Annotated in this window: 18 protein-coding genes and 1 pseudogene; 4 read left to right on the top strand and 15 right to left on the bottom strand. The window is 71.0% G+C overall.

Annotation, left to right across the window (positions count from 1 at the left end):
- The first annotated feature begins 377 nt into the window (after positions 1–377).
- A complete protein-coding gene (gene def, locus ABZ396_RS19725) occupies positions 378–1004 on the top strand; it encodes a peptide deformylase (protein ID WP_358919023.1) in 627 nt (208 codons plus the stop codon).
- Positions 1005–1027: 23 nt separating this feature from the next.
- On the opposite strand, the gene ABZ396_RS19720 is transcribed toward def, so the two are convergent.
- A complete protein-coding gene (locus ABZ396_RS19720; RefSeq protein WP_358919021.1) occupies positions 1028–2362 on the bottom strand; it encodes a geranylgeranyl reductase family protein in 1335 nt (444 codons plus the stop codon).
- A 47-nt stretch (positions 2363–2409) separates the two neighbouring features.
- Here ABZ396_RS19720 and ABZ396_RS19715 point away from each other — a divergent pair, with 47 nt between their 5' ends.
- A complete protein-coding gene (locus ABZ396_RS19715) occupies positions 2410–2934 on the top strand; it encodes a GNAT family N-acetyltransferase (protein WP_358919019.1) in 525 nt (174 codons plus the stop codon).
- A gap of 123 nt (positions 2935–3057) precedes the next feature.
- A complete protein-coding gene (locus tag ABZ396_RS19710; RefSeq protein WP_358919017.1) occupies positions 3058–3366 on the top strand; it encodes a PASTA domain-containing protein in 309 nt (102 codons plus the stop codon).
- A gap of 15 nt (positions 3367–3381) precedes the next feature.
- Here the strand turns inward: ABZ396_RS19710 and ABZ396_RS19705 are convergent, their stop codons facing one another.
- The 3 genes and pseudogenes from ABZ396_RS19705 to ABZ396_RS19695 form a co-directional block, all read right to left on the bottom strand.
- On the bottom strand, positions 3382–4077 hold the full coding sequence (locus tag ABZ396_RS19705; RefSeq protein ID WP_358919015.1) for a demethylmenaquinone methyltransferase: 696 nt from the start codon (positions 4075–4077) through the stop codon (positions 3382–3384).
- 65 nt (positions 4078–4142) lie between these two features.
- Positions 4143–5644: pseudogene (locus tag ABZ396_RS19700) on the bottom strand (polysaccharide deacetylase family protein); the annotation flags it as partial.
- A 22-nt stretch (positions 5645–5666) separates the two neighbouring features.
- Complete coding sequence (locus ABZ396_RS19695; protein ID WP_358919013.1) at positions 5667–6074, bottom strand: hypothetical protein; 408 nt, start codon at positions 6072–6074, stop codon at positions 5667–5669.
- A gap of 305 nt (positions 6075–6379) precedes the next feature.
- Between ABZ396_RS19695 and ABZ396_RS19690 the strand changes: the two genes are divergently transcribed.
- Complete coding sequence (locus tag ABZ396_RS19690; RefSeq protein WP_358919011.1) at positions 6380–7462, top strand: chitinase; 1083 nt, start codon at positions 6380–6382, stop codon at positions 7460–7462.
- A 98-nt stretch (positions 7463–7560) separates the two neighbouring features.
- On the opposite strand, the gene ABZ396_RS19685 is transcribed toward ABZ396_RS19690, so the two are convergent.
- The 11 genes from ABZ396_RS19685 to ABZ396_RS19635 all read right to left on the bottom strand — a co-directional run bounded on the left by ABZ396_RS19685 (position 7561) and on the right by ABZ396_RS19635 (position 18128).
- The gene (locus ABZ396_RS19685) at positions 7561–8013 is read right to left on the bottom strand and encodes a hypothetical protein (protein WP_358919010.1); all 453 of its coding nucleotides are present in this window, start codon (positions 8011–8013) and stop codon (positions 7561–7563) included.
- 7 nt (positions 8014–8020) lie between these two features.
- Entirely contained in the window at positions 8021–9220 is a 1200-nt protein-coding gene (gene mqnC / locus ABZ396_RS19680) for a cyclic dehypoxanthinyl futalosine synthase (protein ID WP_358919008.1), read from the bottom strand.
- A gap of 136 nt (positions 9221–9356) precedes the next feature.
- Complete coding sequence (locus ABZ396_RS19675) at positions 9357–10436, bottom strand: prepilin peptidase (RefSeq protein ID WP_359185193.1); 1080 nt, start codon at positions 10434–10436, stop codon at positions 9357–9359.
- Positions 10433–13429, bottom strand: coding sequence for a hypothetical protein (locus ABZ396_RS19670; RefSeq protein ID WP_358919005.1), 2997 nt, complete (start codon positions 13427–13429; stop codon positions 10433–10435). The genes ABZ396_RS19675 and ABZ396_RS19670 overlap by 4 nt, the downstream gene beginning before the upstream one ends.
- A 295-nt stretch (positions 13430–13724) precedes the next feature.
- Complete coding sequence (locus ABZ396_RS19665) at positions 13725–14075, bottom strand: SsgA family sporulation/cell division regulator (protein ID WP_358919003.1); 351 nt, start codon at positions 14073–14075, stop codon at positions 13725–13727.
- 434 nt (positions 14076–14509) lie between these two features.
- A complete protein-coding gene (locus tag ABZ396_RS19660) occupies positions 14510–14965 on the bottom strand; it encodes a pilus assembly protein TadG-related protein (protein ID WP_358919098.1) in 456 nt (151 codons plus the stop codon).
- A gap of 2 nt (positions 14966–14967) precedes the next feature.
- Positions 14968–15396, bottom strand: a complete 429-nt coding sequence (locus ABZ396_RS19655) for a TadE/TadG family type IV pilus assembly protein (RefSeq protein ID WP_358919001.1) — start codon at positions 15394–15396, stop codon at positions 14968–14970.
- Positions 15397–15771, bottom strand: a complete 375-nt coding sequence (locus ABZ396_RS19650) for a TadE family protein (protein ID WP_358919096.1) — start codon at positions 15769–15771, stop codon at positions 15397–15399.
- A gap of 125 nt (positions 15772–15896) precedes the next feature.
- Positions 15897–16163: a hypothetical protein gene (locus ABZ396_RS19645; RefSeq protein ID WP_358918999.1), complete on the bottom strand. Its 267-nt coding sequence runs from the start codon at positions 16161–16163 to the stop codon at positions 15897–15899.
- Between the two features lie 58 nt (positions 16164–16221).
- Positions 16222–17142 carry a type II secretion system F family protein gene (locus tag ABZ396_RS19640; protein ID WP_358918998.1) on the bottom strand — a complete coding sequence of 307 codons (921 nt, stop codon included), beginning with the start codon at positions 17140–17142 and terminating at the stop codon, positions 16222–16224.
- Positions 17139–18128: a type II secretion system F family protein gene (locus ABZ396_RS19635; RefSeq protein ID WP_358918996.1), complete on the bottom strand. Its 990-nt coding sequence runs from the start codon at positions 18126–18128 to the stop codon at positions 17139–17141. The genes ABZ396_RS19640 and ABZ396_RS19635 overlap by 4 nt, the downstream gene beginning before the upstream one ends.
- Between the last annotated feature and the right edge of the window lie 6 nt (positions 18129–18134).

Here is an 18134-nt window from a genome sequence, read left to right as displayed (position 1 = left end):
CGGGGGCAGCGGCCCTTCCGGCGCGCCTGCCCCACGACGGCCGCCCGTGGCCGCTCTGCGGCGGTCCGCCCTGTCGTGGGTCACCTGCGGCAGTCCGCGCTGTAGGGGGCGTCCTACGGCGGTCCGCCGCCCTATGGCGGTCCGCCCTGCGGTGGGGGACCTGCGCAGGGCGCCTTGCGGCGGGTCGCTGTCACAGGTCGCCGCCCCGCCGCGGGTCACTGTCACAGGTCGGCCTGCCGCGGGCTGCCCTTCTCCCGGTTTTCCACAGCCCACCGCCAGGGTTTTCCACAGGCCTGACCGTCATCCGGCCGCTCCTGGGATCCTCGATGCATGCCGCTCGTACGGAGCGGCCCGAGACCCGAGAAGGGGACACCGCGATGCCACGCGTCTTCGTCCAGGGAAACCCCATGGACTACTACCCCCGTCACGCCCCCGAGGCCCGGCGCGGTTCGGTGCGCCGGATCACCGAGACCGGTGAGGACGTCCTGCACAAGCCGTGCCGGGACGTCACGGAGTTCGGGCCCGACCTCGCCGCACTCATCGACGACATGTTCCTCACCATGTACATCGCCGAAGGAGCCGGCCTCGCGGCCAACCAAGTCGGCGTCGATCTGCGGCTGTTCGTGTACGACTGCCCCGACGATGACGGTTTCCGACATGTCGGTCACATCGTCAACCCCGCGCTGGAGACACAGGGCCCGGCCGGGCGGCGGTTGCTCGACGACAGCGAGGGCTGCCTGTCGGTGCCGGGTGCCGTCATGGACGTTCCGCGCCCGGACCGGGCGGTGGTGCACGGGCAGGACAAGGGCGGCAATCCGCTCACCGTCGAGGGAACAGGGTATTTCGCCCGTTGCCTCGCGCACGAGACCGACCATGTGAACGGACGCGTGTATCTCGACCGGCTCTCCGGGCGGGAGCGGAAGGAGGCACTGCGGCAGGTGGCGGCCCGGCGGGAGGACGTCTACGCCCGCAGGGCCGCCAACGTCGAGGCGCTCACCTCGTAGCGGCGCTCACCTCGTAACGGCGCTCAGGCCTTCGGAGCCACCTTGCTCAGGCCGTTGATGATGCGGTCCATCGCGTCACCGCCGGTCGGGTCGGTGAGGTTCGCCAGGAGCTTCAGGGTGAACTTCATCAGCAGCGGGTGGGTCAGGCCGCGCTGGGCCGCGATCTGCATGACCTTCGGGTTGCCGATGAGCTTCACGAAGGCGCGACCCAGCGTGTAGTAGCCGCCGTAGGTGTCCTTGAGGACGCGCGGGTAGCGCTGCAGGGCCATCTCACGCCCGCCGGGCGTGGCCCGCGCGTGCGCCTGGACGATGACGTCGGCGGCGATCTGGCCGGACTCCATGGCGTAGGCGATGCCCTCGCCGTTGAAGGGGTTCACCAGGCCGCCGGCGTCGCCGACGAGGAGCAGGCCGCGCGTGTAGTGGGGCTGGCGGTTGAAGGCCATGGGGAGGGCGGCGCCGCGGATCGGGCCGGTCATGTTGTCCGGGGTGTAGCCCCAGTCCTCGGGCATGGAGGCGCACCAGGCCTTGAGGACCTCGCGCCAGTCCAGTTCCTTGAAGGAGTCGGAGGTGTTCAGCACGCCCAGGCCGACGTTGGAGGTGCCGTCGCCCATGCCGAAGATCCAGCCGTAGCCGGGCAGCAGGCGGTCCTGGGGGCCGCGGCGGTCCCAGAGCTCCAGCCAGGACTCCAGGTAGTCGTCTTCGTGACGGGGGGAGGTGAAGTAGGTCCGCACGGCCACGCCCATCGGGCGGTCCTCGCGGCGGTGCAGGCCCATCGCGAGGGAGAGGCGGGTGGAATTGCCGTCGGCGGCCACGACGAGCGGCGCGTGGAAGGTGACTTCGCGCTTCTCCTCGCCGAGCTTGGCGTGCACACCGGTGATCCGTCCGGTGCGGTCGTCGACGATCGGGGTGCCGACGTTGCAGCGTTCGAAGAGGCGAGCGCCCGCCTTCTGCGCCTGGCGGGCGAGTTGTTCGTCGAAGTCGTCGCGTTTGCGGACCAGGCCGTAGTCGGGGAAGGAGGCGAGATCCGGCCAGTCCAACTGGAGGCGGGTGCCGCCGCCGACGATGCGCAGGCCCTTGTTGCGCAGCCAGCCGGCCTCCTCGGAGATGTCGATGCCCATGGCGACGAGTTGCTTCACCGCGCGTGGGGTGAGTCCGTCGCCGCACACCTTCTCGCGAGGGAACTCGGTCTTCTCCAGCAGGAGCACGTCGAGACCGGACTTGGCGAGGTGGTACGCCGTCGTGGAGCCGGCTGGCCCCGCGCCGACGACGATGACATCGGCGGTGTTTTCGGAGAGGGGCTCGGTCACGGCGGGGACTCCCCAAGGCTCGAAATCTGCGTGCCGACCGGCACTGGACATGGGCAGTCTATTCAGCGGTACTGATCACCGGCTGAAGGGCTGCCCCTGTGAACCGAGCTCTGCCCGCGGTACGGCTGCGTGTGCCCACGCACGAGGACGCGTTCGCCTGGTACCGGGCCTTCGACGACCCGGACGTCATGGAGTTCCACGGCGGCAGGTCCGCGGAGCTGTCCGCCTACGAGGAACTCACCGCCCGGCAGCGCCGGCACGACGCGGAGTTGGGCTTCTGCCTGTGGACGATGGCCGACGAGTCCGGGCGGGTCCTCGGCTTCACCGGCGCCCAGCCGTGGCCACACGAGTGGGGACCCAGGGGCGAGATCGAGATCGGCTGGCGGCTCGGCCGGGAGTACTGGGGCAAGGGGTACGCGACGGTGGCGGCGCTGATGACGCTGGAGCGGCTGAGGGCGGCGGGCGTGCCGAAGGTGGTGGCGATGGTGCGGCCAGGGAACGAGCGGTCGGTCGCGGTCACCCGCCGTCTCGGGATGGAACTCGCGGAGACGTTCCCGCACCCGCGGTTCAAGGAGGACGCGCTCTGCTTCCGACTCGACCTGGAGGGCAGCGACACAGAGTAGTAACACAGAGTAACGATCTGTTACAGAAAGACACTTGGCGCTTCCGGCTGCCATACGCCAGGGGTTACCCTTCCAGTACCGCTGGGGGTGACATCTGTGCACATAACACCCAAAACACCCGAAGTGCGCGTGCCACGGCTGGTCGGACTGATGGCCATGGACGCGCGTGAGAGCGCCCGGGCGCGGGGACTGTTCCTCAACGCGCCGGACCGGCCGAACTTCCATCTCACGGTCGTCGACTACGTCGTACGCCAGTTCCCGCAGCCCGGTGCCGAGGTGCCGCGGGAATCGATGGTGTATGTGTGGTTCGACTTCGGTGAGGCCGAGGGCGGCGGAGGCGTGCGTGAGCCACGCGTCCCACGGCCGCCGGCGGGCGGGCTGCAACGGGAGCTGGACCAGCCCGGTGACGCCTTCGAGGTGATCGGCGGGTGACGCCCGGGACGGGGCTCAGGCCTCCTTGAAGCCCCGGTGCAGGGCGACGACCCCGCCGGTGAGGTTGCGCCAGGCCACCTTCGACCAGCCCGCCTCACGCAGCCGTCCGGCCAGCGCGGGCTGGTCGGGCCAGGCACGGATGGACTCGGCGAGATAGACGTAGGCGTCCGGGTTGGAGGAGACCGCGCGGGCCACCGGCGGCAGCGCGCGCATCAGGTACTCGGTGTAGACGGTCCGGAAGGGCGCCCAGGTGGGGTGCGAGAACTCGCAGATCACCACCCGCCCGCCGGACCGCGTCACCCGGTACATCTCGCTCAGGGCCGCGTCGGTGTCCTGGACGTTGCGCAGGCCGAAGGAGATCGTCACGGCGTCGAAGGTGTCGTCCTTGAACGGCAGCCGCGTGGCGTCCCCGGCGGTGAAGGGCATCCAGGCGGTGCGCCGCTTGCCGACCTGGAGCATCCCGAGGGAGAAGTCGCAGGGCACGACATAGGCGCCGGCCCGGACGAACGGCTGGGAGGAGGTGCCCGTGCCGGCCGCCAGGTCGAGGATCTTCTGCGCGGGCCGCGCGTCGACCGCCCGGGCGACCTCCTTCCGCCAGTGCCGGTCCTGGCCGAGCGACAGCACGTCGTTGGTCAGGTCGTACCGTTCCGCCACGTCGTCGAACATCGAGGCGACTTCGTGCGGCTGCTTGTTCAGGGAGGCGCGGGTCACCTCGCCATTCTTGCAGCCCGCCGTCATGGCAGAAGCCTGGGCTTCATCTTGGCGGCCACGTCCGCGTCCTGGCGGATGACCCGGACGTTGGTCATGCCGAGTTTGTCGGCGGCGGCGCGGGCGATCTCCGAGGTGCCGTCCGTGGAGCCGTCGTCGACCACGATGACCTCGATCGGGTGGGTGCTGCGCGCCAGCGACTCAAGGGTGTTGGCGATGCACTCCTTCTCGTTGTACGCCGGGACGATGACGCTCACCGGTCTGGTGACCGTCGGCCCCCAGCTGAACCGGCGCTTGTTGCGCAGCCGGTAGTGGCGGCGGGCGATGAGCAGCATCATGCCGAAGCGGCCCATCACCGCGACACCGACGACGAGGAGCAGGACCGACAGCACCGGCAGGGCCCATCGGCGATCGCGACCGCCACGAGGAGCGCCTTGCCCTCGTAGAGGGTCATACCGCCGGCCGTGCGGTGGGCCGCCTGGAGGCCGGTGGTGAGGGAATTGCGGTTGTTGTTGTTGCTGTTGGTGGTGGTGGTGCCGGTGTTCGGGCTGGTCCCGCCGTTCGGGGCGGTTCCGGTTCCGGTTCCGCCGGGCGGGGCGCCGGTGAGGGCGCCGGCCTCGGCGACCCCCGTGGCGGGCGTGCCTGCGGTGCCGCCGGCCGTCGTGGCGGAGGGCTGTGCGTTGCCCGTGCCCTGCTTCTGGATGACACCGCTGATGGTGGTGAAGGTATAGCCCTTCGCCTTCATCTTCTTGATGTACTGCGGCAGCGCCTTGATCGTCTGCGAGCGCTCGCCACCGGCGTCGTGGAAGAGCACCGAGGCGCCTTTGTTCTTCTTCGGCGTGGCCCAATTGATGATCTTGGAGACGCCCGGCTTCTTCCAGTCGTCGCTGTCGGTGTCGACGAAGACGCTGGTGTAGCCCTCCTTGCCGAGCTTCTGGTAGACGGGCCAGCTGTAGTTGTCGATGGCGTCCGTCTCCGAGGAGTACGGCGCGCGGAAGAGGGTCGTCGTGATCCCGGCCGCGCCCGCGAGCGCGAGCTGGGTCTGCTGCATCTCGCGGTTGATCCGGGAGTCCCTCTGGTACGACAGGTCGACGTGCGTGAAGGTGTGGATGCCCACCTCGTTGCCCTGCTCGACCATGGTCTTCACGATGCTCGGGTAGCGCGACACCATCGAGCCGACCAGGAAGAACGTGGCCGGGATGTCGTACTGCTCGAGGATCTTGAGGACCTGCGGGGTGTAGGTCGGGTTCGGGCCGTCGTCGAAGGTGAGCGCGATGGTCTTGGAGGGGACCGAGACGGTGGTCGCCTGACCGCCCCGGAACGTGAGGATCGGGCCGCCGTCGAGGACCTTGTCCGGCACCTTGCTGGAGCTGGCGCCGGTGCGGACCCGCTGGTCGCCGCCGACCTCTGCCCGCAGATAGCCGTCGAGCAGCATCACGCAGGTCAGCGCCAGCAGGAGCAGCAGGGCGAGGATGACACGTGGTTTCTGCAGAGCCGCGGCCGTGCCCGCCGCCCGCTCGATGCGGGAGGGGGCGCGCCTGCGGCCGCGCGAGGACGTCGGTGTGGTCATGGGAAAAGGGCCTGGGTTCCGGTCAGTTGGCGGTGGTGGAGTCGGATGCGAACGTGGACGCGGACGGGGATGCCGACGCGGACGCGGAGGGGGATGCGGACGGGGTGGCGGCGGTCGAGGGCGGCGCCGACGGCCGGCCGCTGGGCAGGCCGGCCTGGGGGCGCTCGCCGACGGGGGCGTTGCCGGCGCGCGCGAAGCCGGGGATCAGCGAGTCCGGGGTGAGCGAGATGCCCCAGCCCATGAAGGCGGCGCCGAGCACGCCCGTGTAGGCGAGGCAGACGACGCCGAGGAGAAGGCCGACGCGGCGCAGCACCTTGGACCGGCGTCCGGAGGAGTCGACGAACACGGGCCCCTCGGCCGACCCGTTGCCTTGTTTGCGGCGGCGACCGTTCCCGGCGGCACGGCTTTCGATGGCAGGCTCGGATTGCATGTCCCCGGATATTAGGGAGCCTTTATGTGATCGCCTTCGGTGTTCTTGTGAGGCGCCCACGAGAAACGCCTTACCCTGTCTTTTCACTGAGAGGTTCTATGACACCCGCGAAGGTCACCCAAGATGGGAAACTGACCGAACACCCCTTTTGGTGCGGCCCATTCACCCGATTCGCGCCCTTCATTCCGTGGATTTTCCATGTATCGATCGAACGGTTGAACACCATGTACGTGTGAGACGTTTTCCTTTGGAATCAGGCCTTGTTTCGGTCCTGCGACACACATCACGAGAGCGGGTGCATCTTAATGCGGGGTTTCCTGAGGCCGACTGCTGGGCTTACCTGCCTGTTTGCCATGGCAGTGACGGGGTGCTCCTCGGGCTCCGGCGGCACGTCGGACGCGGCGCCCGCACCGTCTCAGCGGAATTCGGCCTCGCCGAGCGAGACCGACGGGTCGGGCACATCAGGCGCATCGGGTACGACGGATACGACGGGCGCATCGGGTGCGTCCAGCACGTCGTACGCGCCTTACGTCAGCGCGACGGAGGCCGCCGAGACGGACGACGCGGGCTCGCCGTCGACGTACAACCTGGCCTTCGTGATCTCCGGCGGGAGCAGCTGCACACCGAAGTGGAACGGGACGGCCGCGATCGGCAGTTCGGCCGTGAAGTCCCGCGTCTCCAAGCTGAAGCAGGACGGCGCGTCGGTCCGGGTGTCCTTCGGCGGGGCCTCGGGGAAGGAGCTGGCGACGACATGCTCCAGCGCCTCGAAGCTCGCAGCGGCGTACGGCGCCGCGCTGGACGCCGCAGGCTCCACCCAGGCCGACTTCGACATCGAGGGCGACACACTGGCCGACTCCCGCTCGGTCGCCCTGCGGTCGGAGGCGATCGCGCAACTCCAGAAGGAACGACCGGACCTGGAGGTCTCCTTCACCCTGCCCGTGATGCCGTCGGGGCTCGACTCCGACGGCCTCACGCTGCTGGAGTCCGCGAACAAGTACGACGTGCAGGTCTCCACGGTCAACATCATGACCATGAACTACGGAGAGTCGTACGACGGGGACATGGGCGGCTACGCGGTCACCTCGGCGAAGGCCACGCACACACAGCTGAAGAGGGTGTTCGGGCTGTCGGACGCGGGCGCGTGGGGCGGGATGGCGCTGACCTCGATGCTCGGGGTGAACGACGTGGCCGGGGAGACCTTCACGTTGTCGGACGCCGCCGACGTGCGCGGCTTCGCGGAGGAGAAGGGGATCACGTGGGTCTCGATGTGGTCGACCTTCCGGGATGTGCAATGTGAGCAAGGGGAGTCCACCCGGGACGACGCTGCAACCAACTGCAGTGGGGTGACTCAGAGTTCGGGGGCGTTCGGGGAGGCGTTCGCCGGGTGAGGGTGCGATTGGGCCGCGGGGGCGGTGGGTCCGGCGTAGGCCGCGGGGTCGGTTGTCCGGTGGCGGCGGTCGCGCCCCGCGCCCGTTCAGGGGCGCTGCTAGCGCCGTCTGTGGACAAGGCGCCCCGCGCACACCGTCGCCACGCATGCGCCCGCCTCGTCGAATACCGCCAGGTCCGCCCGGCCCGTCTCGATGAGCCTCTCCGGGCGCGTCCCGGGGAGTATGGCGACGTCGTTGCGCTCAGCGGCTGCCCGGAGTTCGGCGGAGTCGGCGTACTCCGCCAGGACGGCCGTCGCGCCCAGTTTCAGCACGGCGTGGACGCGCTCGCGCGGGCTGGGGGCGTCCGGAAGCGGGCCGTCGTGGACGCGGGCGGGGCCGAGCACGCCCGGCCAACCGCGTACCCGGGCGCGCGGAAAGCGCTCCCGCATGTCCGTCAGAGCCCCGACAGCGGCGATGCGGCCGCCCTCGACGACGACGGCGCCGTCCTTGACCCTGCCGGCGGCGGACTGCCAGTCGTACCGGACCTCGTCCGCCGCGTGAATCGTCAGCACGGGTAGGTCAGTTGGAAGCGAGCAGCTTCAGCTCGGGGTGCGCCGTCCCGCCCTCGATCGCCGTCGACGAGATGTGGGACATCACGCGCTCGTCCACCGGGTCGTTCGCCGGGTCCTCGTGGACCACGAGGTGTTCGTACGTCGTCGAACGCTGCGCCGGGACGCGGCCCGCCTTGCGGATCAGGTCGATGATCTCCAGGCGGTTGGAGCGGTGCTTGGCGCCGGCCGACGAGACGACGTTCTCCTCCAGCATGATCGAGCCGAGGTCGTCGGCGCCGTAGTGGAGCGAGAGCTGGCCGACCTCCTTGCCGGTCGTCAGCCAGGAGCCCTGGATGTGGGCCACGTTGTCGAGGAAGACCCGGGCGATCGCGATCACCCGCAGGTACTCGAAGATGGTCGCCTGCGTGCGGCCCTTCAGGTGGTTGTTCTCGGGCTGGTAGGTGTACGGGATGAAGGCCCGGAAGCCGCCCGTACGGTCCTGGACGTCCCGGATCATCCGCAGGTGCTCGATGCGCTCGGCGTTGGTCTCGCCGGTGCCCATGAGCATCGTGGACGTGGACTCCACGCCCAGCTTGTGCGCCGCTTCCATGATCTCCAGCCAGCGCTCGCCACTCTCCTTGAGGGGCGCGATGGCCTTGCGGGGGCGCGCGGGGAGGAGTTCCGCGCCGGCGCCCGCGAAGGAGTCGAGGCCGGCCTCGTGGATGCGGGTGATGGCCTCTTCGACCGAGACGCCCGAGATCCGCGCCATGTGCTCGACCTCGGACGCCCCCAGGCTGTGGATCACCAGCTGCGGGAACGCGTCCTTGATCGCCTTGAAGTTCTGCTCGTAGTACTCGACGCCGAAGTCGGGGTGGTGGCCGCCCTGGAACATGATCTGGGTGCCGCCCAGCTCGATCGTCTCCGCGCAGCGGCGCAGGATGTCGTCGAGGTCGCGGGTCCAGCCCTTGGCGGTGTCCTTCGGGGCCGCGTAGAAGGCGCAGAACTTGCACGCCGTGACGCACACGTTCGTGTAGTTGATGTTCCGCTCGATGATGTACGTCGCGATGTGCTCGGTACCCGCGTACCTGCGGCGGCGTACGGCGTCGGCGGCGGCGCCCAGCGCGTGCAGGGGGGCGTCGCGGTAGAGGTCGAGCGCCTCTTCCGGGGTGATCCGCCCACCGGCGGCGGCACGGTCGAGGACAGACTGGAGGTCGGCCTTCTCGGTCACCAGGGCGTCCCTTTCTTCAAGGAATTCAGAAGGTGTGCGCGAAGCGCTCGTACAAGGGTGGTGGTGGGCGACGGGTGGGCGGGCGACGGGTGGGCGGACCCGGCCAGCCTACGCCAGGCCTTCGAGCGGCCCGACCTCAGGCCGTGTACGCGCCGATCAGCAGCCCGGCGAACGCGCCCACGATCAGGAACGGCCCGAACGCGATCGCCGTCTTGCGTCCGGCCCGCCGTAGGACGACGAGCGCACCGCCGTACAGCGCGCCGAACAGGAAGCCGGCGAAGGTGCCCAGCAGCACGGTGGGCCAGCCGTACCAGCCGAGGACGGCGCCCATACCGAGCGCGAGCTTCACATCGCCGAAGCCCATGCCGCCGGGGTTGATGAGGAAGAGGACGAAGTAGGCGCCGCTGAGGGCGAGGGCCGCGTAGAGGGAGGTGAGCCAGGCGCCGGCGTGCTCGGGGAGCAGGGTGGCCACACCGAGGAGGGCGAGGGCGGCGGCCGCGAGGGGGAGGGTGACGGGGTCGGGGAGGCGCTGGACCCGGAAGTCGACGGCCGCGAGCAGCACGGCCGACGGCGCGAGCAGCAGCCAGGCGGCCAGTTCGGGGCGAGCGCCGGTGGCGAGGGCCAGGGCTGCACACACCAGCGCGGTGGCGAGGGAGAGGGGGGTGGTCCGCGGGCCGTAGGCAGCGAGCGGGCGCGGTAGTTGGCGGGACGGGGGCGTGCGCTGTCCGTCGAACGCGGGCGCGGTGGGTCGGGCGCCGGGCGCGGTGGGTTGGGCGCTGGGCGCGGTGGGTTGGGCGCTGGGCGCGGTGGGTTGGGCGCTGGGCGCGGTGGGTTGGGCGCTGGGCGCGGTGGGTTGGGCGCCGGGCGCGGTGGGTTGGGCGCCGGGCGCGGTGGGTTGGGCGCTGGGCGCGGTGGGTTGGGCGCCGGGCGCGGGCGCGTCACCCCGCGCCGGCGCGGACCCATGGTCAAGCGTCGGCGTGGGCTCGCCCCCGCGCGCCGGCGCATCGGCGGAGCCCCGCGCCCCCTCGGCTGTCGCGCACTCCGGGCATCGCCCCCGGCCCAGCCAGCCCTTGACCGGATGGCCCGTCGGGCAGGTTCTCCGCCACTGCTCCCCCGCCGGTGACGAGAAGCGGTATGCGGCGCGGGGCAGCAGGGCGCCGGCCGCCGCGCCCCAGAGGGCGGCGACGGCCGGAAGGGCGAGGTCCAGGACGGTCATCCTGTCGCGGCGGCGCCGTCGCGCCAGGTCGGCAGGAGTTCGTCGAGGAGGGCCTCGGTGCGCGGGGGCAGGCCGCGCGCCCCGCTGCGGGTGACGAGGTCGGCGGCGAGGGCGCGGACGCGGTCCGGGTCGCCGGTGGCGTGGGTGGCGCGCAGCAGCTCGTTCCAGAGGCGCTCGTCGGCCGAAGCGGTCTTCAGTGCCGCGCCGAGTGCCTCGATCGCCTTCTCCGCGCGGTCCTTCTCCAGGTGGAACGCGGACAGGGCGAGGCCGATGTCGGCGACCAGCAGCGGGAGCTGGGCGTCGATGATCTCGTGGGTGAGCCAGCGGTAGCGGCCCTGCGCGCGGTCGGCGAGCAGCGGGCCGCGCACCAGGACGAGCGCGTCGGTGAGGAGGCGGCCGCGGACCGCGCGGCTGTCGACGCCCTTGCCCTGGGTGGCCTCGTAGTAGAGGGAGCGCAGCACGTCCAGGTCGGAGACGACCGACTTGGCGAGCACGAGGCGGCCGGTGGAGTCGGCGCGCAGCCGCGGGCTGCCGTCGGGGTCGGTGCCCAGCCAGGCGCGCAGCCGCTCAAGGAGCGCGTCGCGGACGTCCTCCGTCACGCCGCGCGGCCACAGCGCGGAGGACAGCACGCGCGGGTGCACGCCCTCGCGGTGCAGCAGGAGTAGCGCCAGGGCCTCGTGAAGGAGGGCGCTGCGCTCCCCGTCGGGGGTGTCGAGACCCATGATCTCGTACGGGCCGACGAGCCGCGCGTACACCGCGGGCCGCCCCTGCTCGCTGATGTCGACGAGGAACGGCGGGGCGTTGCTCGGACCGTCGGGGTCGCGCTCGGGGTCGGCCTCGACGAACAGCTCGACGACCGCGCGCTGCTGCACGGCGGGCAGCAGTTGGGCGTCCAGTTCGAGACCGAGGAGCGGGGCGAGGAGCCTCCCGTCCGGGGTGATCTCCATCGCCCAGGCGGCGCCGGGCAGGTCGGCACTCTCGGTGCCGACGAGATAGCCGATGCCCAGCCGGGCGGCGTCGGCGGCGAGTTCGGCGAGCCGCAGCGCGTCCTCGGCGGACGGCTGGGCGGCGAGCAGCACCAGGTTCGGCGCCCAGCGGGTGTGCTGGGCCGGGCCGGTGCGGCCGGTGAGGACCGAGTCGTGCCCGGCGGCGCCCAGCGCGCCGCGCCGCTGCCGGGTCTCCGCCTCCATCGTCTCGAACAGCGCGTCCACGTCGTCGAGATGGCGCAGCCGGTTGGGTGCGAGCGGGGTGAGGTCGGCACCGAAGCCGACCAGGGTGATGGTCATGCGGTCCGACCAGCCGTTGGTGGCGAGTTCGGCGGCGACGGAGGCGAACACGGCGGCCCGGTCGGCCTCCCGGCCGCTGAGCGAGACGATGCCGGGCACGGCCTCCAGGTTGAGCAGCAGCCGCGAGTCGTCCATGGTGCCGAGGCTGACCAGGCCGGGGTACGGCGCCGCGGTGTCGGTGTCCTCGTAGCGCTCGGCGTCCGCGCGGGACAAGGTCCAGAACGTCTGGTCCTGGCCGAGCTGCCAGGGCGCGGGGGGCTTGCCCGCGGGCTGGGCGAGTTGCAGATGCAGATCGCCGTGGCTGAGCCAGACCGCGTAGACCACCGGCAGCGAACGGGACTCGGCGGTGAGGGCGGCGGCGAGTCCGCGCAGGGACCGGTCGAGCAGTCGTACGCCCTCCGGGTCCGCGCCGACGAGAAGCGCGTCCTGCACGTCCTGGGCGTCGCCGGTCGGGGTCGGCGGCTCCATGCCGCGCCGGCCGCCGACGGCGCCGAGCGCCGACTGCCACAGGGCCTGCCGACGCCGGCGGCCGAGGGCGGCGAGCAGGCCTGCGGCGAGGAGGGGAGCACCGAGCAGCGCCTCGGACAGCCCGAAGAAGGACCCGGAGGAAGACCCGGACGAGGACCCGGAAGAGGCGTGACCGGAGGTCTCGTGGGCGTGCGCGGCGGGCGTACCGGCGTCGCCGGACTGACGCTGGCTGGGCACGGTGATCTGGGCGGTGGCCCCGTCCTCACTCGCGTGCTGCCCGCCCTGCTGCTGGTGCTGCTGCTGGGCGTGGTCGCCGGTCCTGGCGTAGTCGCCGATCTGCTGCTGGACGTCCGGCGAGACTCGCGCGTCGGGGTTCTCGACGAGTTCGCCGCCGTGGGCGTCGCCGGGCATCTCCATGATCCAGCCGGGCCGGATGAGGCTGGCCTCGGAGAGCCGGGTGCCGTCGGGCTGGACGCGGTCCTTGTTGAGCTCGTAGATCTCCTTGTACCGGCGTCCGTCGCCGAGGTGGCGCTGCGCTATCTCCCAGAGGGAGTCGTGGTGGCGGCCCTCGGGGGGCTGGATCCGGTAGTACTTCGTCGCGCCGTGCGCGGCGGTGGCGGAACCGTGCTCGGCCTGGGCGGCGGCATGGCTTGCCTGCTCGGCGAGGGCGGCGGCGGTGCTCTTCGCCTGCTCCTGCTGCTGGGCGAGGATGCCGGGGGTCGCCTGGGCGGCGGCCACCGTGCCCTTCTGGTTGCCCTCCATGCTGTGGCCGAGCTGCGAGAGGCCCGGGGTGAGGCTGGCGGCGGTGGCGCCGACCAGCAGCAGGGCGGCGACGAGCTGCCGGGCGAGCAGCTGGCTGGGGCCGGCGCCGGGGATGCGGCTGGGCAGGCCGACACCGGAGACGGCGGCCTTGACCTCCACGAGCACACAGGCCGTGAACTGGGCCCAGGCCAGCCACACGATGACCGTCAGGGCGTTCAGGAATGTGTCGACGCCGATCGGCTGCGACAGCCAGTCCATCGTCGGCGCGCTGTGCGGCAGGGGCCAGCCGACGGTCATGGCGAGGGCGCCGGGGACGCCGACGACGAGCGCGAGCAGCACCACGAAGGCGAGGAACGCCTTGGCGAAGTCCCCGAACGAACGCCGCCGCACCCGCACCGGCTGCGGGGTCCGGTTCCGCGGACCCGACGGGTTCCCCGTCGGTCTTCCCGTCGAGCTTGATGTGCTGCGTCGCGCCATGGCGGGTGTCCTGGAGTCGTGGGTGGAAGGAGTGTGCCGGGGGCGCATCGAGCCTATCGAGGTCCCCTTGACGATCCTATTGACTGGCACCGACAGCGTCGAAGGGGAGAACGGCGATCGGCCGCCCGTTTCCTCCCCTTTCACCAAACGACGCCCAATTGACGGGAGTTACCACCACCCGGTCCACACACCGCCCCTCCATACGCCCCACACAATCCCCCATGAGTGCGCAAGGGACCGTCATACCCGCCGATACCCCCCCTTCCGACCGTCCAGGTCCAGGATGTCCGGTCCGTCAACCGCTGACCCGGAGCGACGACAGCAGGAAGCGGGTGAGGGCGGATGTGGGGAAGGTGATCGCCGCCACGCCCTCCTCCGCGCGGAGTTCGACGACCGTGCGGGAGGCACCGTACGGGCGCACGTGCACGTTGCCGAGAGCGGCGGGCGTCTCCAGGCCCTGCTCCAGCAGGGCGCGGGCGAAGGTCCAGGTGACCTCCTCACCGTCCAGGGAGATCCATGACGGGAAGACGAAGTGCACGGCCTGCGGGTCGTCCGTGGTGTAGCGAAGGGTCGCGGGGACCGCCACCTCGTGCTCGTCCGCGGTGAGCAGGCGGGCGCCGGTGGGTTGTTCGAGCGTGATGGGCACGGGGCTTCTCCGGGTGCGGTGTCGGTCGTCGTATCTGTGAGAGCGCCCGCAGTCCGTTTGATTACGCGGGAAACGCAAGCGAGTTGAGTGACATGTGTCACCTTCTGGTGTACTTGAAACTTTGCTTGAAAGCTTTGCCGGCCCGCCCCCGGATCCGCACGAGGACGAGCAGGCCGACGCGGCGGGCCTTCCTACGTGGCCAGGCCGGCGCTCCGGCCGACCCGGGCTGCCAGGTCCACTGGAGCCGGATGCCCGCGTATGTGCGAGGCACCGCTGCGGAAGGGAAGTCCGACCGGCTGCTCACCCGATCCGGGTCCCCGGCGGACCCGACTCCCGTGGCACACCCGTCCGTTGCAGACCCGGGACCGGCGCCGGCCGATCCGAAGCCGACGGACCCGGCGCCCACCGGTGACGGCGGTCGGCCGTCGGAACCGTCAGCCGACCTGGTTCTCGGCGGTCGCCTGGCCGTGCACCACGATGGCGCCGCCGTAGAACATGCCCGTGAAGACCGGATCGTACGTCAACTGGACTTCGACCTGGACCTGTTGGGCGTCGGCGGCGATGCAGTGCGTGCCGGCGATGTCGGCGGTGGACATGTCCATCCCGCGGGCGAAGGTCTTCACCCGGGCGTCGCAGTCCTGGTACTTGATCGGCGCGGCACCCTGGTTCTCGTACAGCGCGGCCTTGTCGATGTCCTGCGCCGCGTAACGGGCCGCCTGTTCCGCGATGTCGGCGGCGCGTTCGCGCTTGGAGACGGACAGGCCGCCGTCGATGACGAAGGCGGAGAGGGAGAGGAAGACCAGGGCGAAGATGATGACCGCGCCGGCGCCCGAGCCCCGGTCGTCGAGGCGGAGCCGGCGCGCGGTCCACCAGGTGCGCAGCAGGGCGATGCTCACGCCGACCTCCGGAACGGGTCCAGCGGCGAGGAGAAGCTCGCGGAGAGGGTCGTCGGGATGTCCAGGCCCAGCATGGCCAGACCCCGTACCTCGCAGCTCACCTCTACCGTGAAGATGGAGTCGGGTGCAAAACCCTGGCTGGTCTGTACGACGGAGACCGGCCCGGAGCAGACGTCCGACAGGTCGGCCTCGGCGGCCTTGCGGGCCTCGGACATGGCCGTGGTGTGGTCCTTCTGGATGGAACCGGCGCGGGCCGCGTCGCGCGCCGCGCCGTCGATCGCGCCCCGACCGTCGACGAGTTGGCCGAAGGCGACCAGGACGAGAATGAACAGGATCATGACCGGGGCGAGGATGACGACCTCGACGGTCGACAACCCCCGGTCATCCACGGCTCTCCCGTGGGCTGCTTCGTGGTGGGCGGACATCTACTTGTCCTCCACGAACCGCTCGACCGGCCCCGACGACTGCGCGTGCACCGTCAGGTCCAGGCCGGGGAACACCGTCGGGATGCGGGCGGAGATCTCGACGCCGACCGTGTTCTGCTCCGGCTGGAGCATCTTCACGTCGGGCGCCAGGACCAGTTGCGGCCCGAGTTGGCTGATGTAGGAGTCCACCACGTCCTGGGCCTTGCCGCGCCAGGCGCCGGGCTCCGCGTCGGCGGTGGCACGGGCCTTGCGGGCGCCGGCCTGGGCAGCCGCCTGGGCCACGTGGTCGGCGAAGAAGTACAGCGCGAACTGCACCGTGGCGAAGATCATGAAGAAGAGGACGGGGGTGAGCAGCACGAACTCGATCGCGGTCATGCCCGAGTCACCGCGCGCGGCGGCCGCCCGCCGGCGCACCCAGCCGCGCAGGCCGCCTCTGCTCACGCCCACAGACACCATCCCCGTCTCCCCGTCACCCCGTGCCCCCGTCGTCGTGCGTCCGCTCAGCAGGTCTTGCTCGCGCTGGCGCCATTGATGCAGTTGCCTACCTTTTTGGCGCCGTCGCTCAGCGCGGTGTTGATGATGGCGGCCACCACGCCGACGATCGCCACGACGACCGCGGAGATGATGACCCACTCGACCGCGGAGGCACCCCGGTCGAGTTCGCCGGAGCGGGCGCGCTGCACCCGGCCCTGCAGGAAGGTGACCAGGAAGTCCATCGCCGGGACACCGGTGCTGAAGCCCCGCCCGGTCAGGTTCCGTCCGTTCATGATGAGTTCTCCCGTTGCTTTGATCGAATCAGCAGTTGTCGAAGGTCTCTGGAACAGCTCACACCTGGAACACCCGCATAGCCGCCGGGAAGATCAGGAAAACCAGGAAGCCGGCGCACAGCAGCAGCTGGGCGACGAGCATCGACTGGGACTTCTCTCCCGCGCTGCCCTCGATCTCGGCGAGTTCACGGTGACGCATGGTCTCGGCGCGGGAGGCGAGGGACTCACGGACCTTGGCGCCGTCGTCCGCCACCAGGGCCAGCGAGGCCGACAGGTCCTTCAGCTCCTCGACGCCCAGCTCCTCGCCGAGCGCGCCCAGCGCCTGCCACTGGCTGACGCCGGTGATCCGGGCGTCTGCGAGGGCGTTACGGATGCGCTGGTTGGCCCAGCCGTCGGAGATCTCCGCGGCCGCCATCAGGGCCTCGGGCAGGCCGCGGCCACCGGCGAGGCTCATCGACACCAGGTCGAGGTACGCCCCGATGACGCGCCTGAGGTCCCGGCGCTTCTCGGCCGCGTCCCGTCTTACCTCCAGATCGGGCAGGAAGAAGAACAGGCCCGAGCAGACCAGGGCCAGCCAGACCGGGATGGCCGGGCTGTGGCCGAAGCCCATGGTGTAGACGACGGCGAACAGGAACGGGCCGAAGATCAGGCCGGCGGCCGCGAGCAGCACCTTGGTCGCCAGGAACTTCTCCCAGCCACGGTCGAGTACGGCGAGGTCGGCGCGCAGCGAGCGCTGTTCCCAGCCCTGCTGCCGGTAGAACTCGGCGACGCGCTCGCCGACCGTGGCCCGCAGCGTGCCGAACCGGCCGGTGTCCTGTGTCTGCCGTGCCGACTCGTAGGCCGCGCCGCGCGCCCGCATCGCGTCGATCCGGGCGACCTGGGCGACGGCGCTGCGCTTGGCGGGCATCAGGGCGCGGATCAGGGCGTAGACGCCCAGTCCGAGGGTCACGCCGACGATGATCGGCATCGTGAGATTCACCGGCGTACTCCTTCCTCGGTGGGCAGCTGCTGCTGACCGGGCTGGCCTGCCTGGCCGGACGCGGTGCGCGGCGGTCGTACGAACTGGACGGAGGACTGGTCGCGGACCAGGAACCGCTCCGGGGTCTCGATGGTGGACAGCTTGCGCAGCCACCAGAAGCCGAGCGCGAACAGCGCGCAGACCAGGGCGAGGACCAGCTGACCGACCGGGGTGCCGTACGGCGAGACGAAGTCACGGTTGAAGACGGCCAGGCCGAGGACGAACGCGACCGACACCGCGATGACGATCTGCACCGAGCGCCGTGTGGACGCACGCTGGGCCATCACGCGCTGGCGCATGTCGACCTCCTCGCGCGCCGACTTGGCGAGCGCACCGAGGACCTGGCGCAGACCGGGGCCGCGGAGGCGGGCGTTGAGGATGAGCGCCGCCACGATGATGTCCGCGGAGGCGTCGTTGATCTCGTCGGCGAGGTGCTGGAGCGCGTCGGGGAGCGGCGTACGGGCGCGCAGCCGGTCGACGAGCGCGTCGAGGTGCGGCCGGAGGATGGGCGCGGCGGCTCGGGCCGAGGCCGGGATGGCCTGCTCCAGGCCGACCGCGCCGGCGATGGTGTCGCGCAGCGACTCGGTCCAGGAGGCCAGCGCCTCCACCCGCTTCATCGCGGCCCGTTCCTCGGCGGCGCCGCCGAACAGCTTGTCCCAGAAGAAGACGAGGACACCGGCGGCGACACCGGCCACCGCCCAACGGGTCAGCAGCAGCACGGCGAGCCCGATGATGGCGGCGAGCGAACCGCGCTGGCCGGCGAACCGGATGAGCTCGGCGGCCCGTTCGTTGGCCTTCTGCTTCTCGTGGTCGGGCTTGGCGGGCAGGCCGCGGATCGCCAGGATCAGCAGCGCCAGTCCCCCGCCGACGGCGATACCGCAGCCGAGGGCGTAGAGGACGGAGGTGGAGAAGAGTCCGCCCATGGAGCCCAGGGAGTCCAGGTTCATGTCAGG

This window comes from Streptomyces sp. NPDC005866 (assembly GCF_040629895.1).
In the GTDB taxonomy this organism is placed as follows: Bacteria; Actinomycetota; Actinomycetes; order Streptomycetales; family Streptomycetaceae; genus Streptomyces.
The sequence above is the reverse complement of the archived record's forward strand: the minus strand, read 5'-3'. Positions and strand labels throughout refer to the sequence as shown.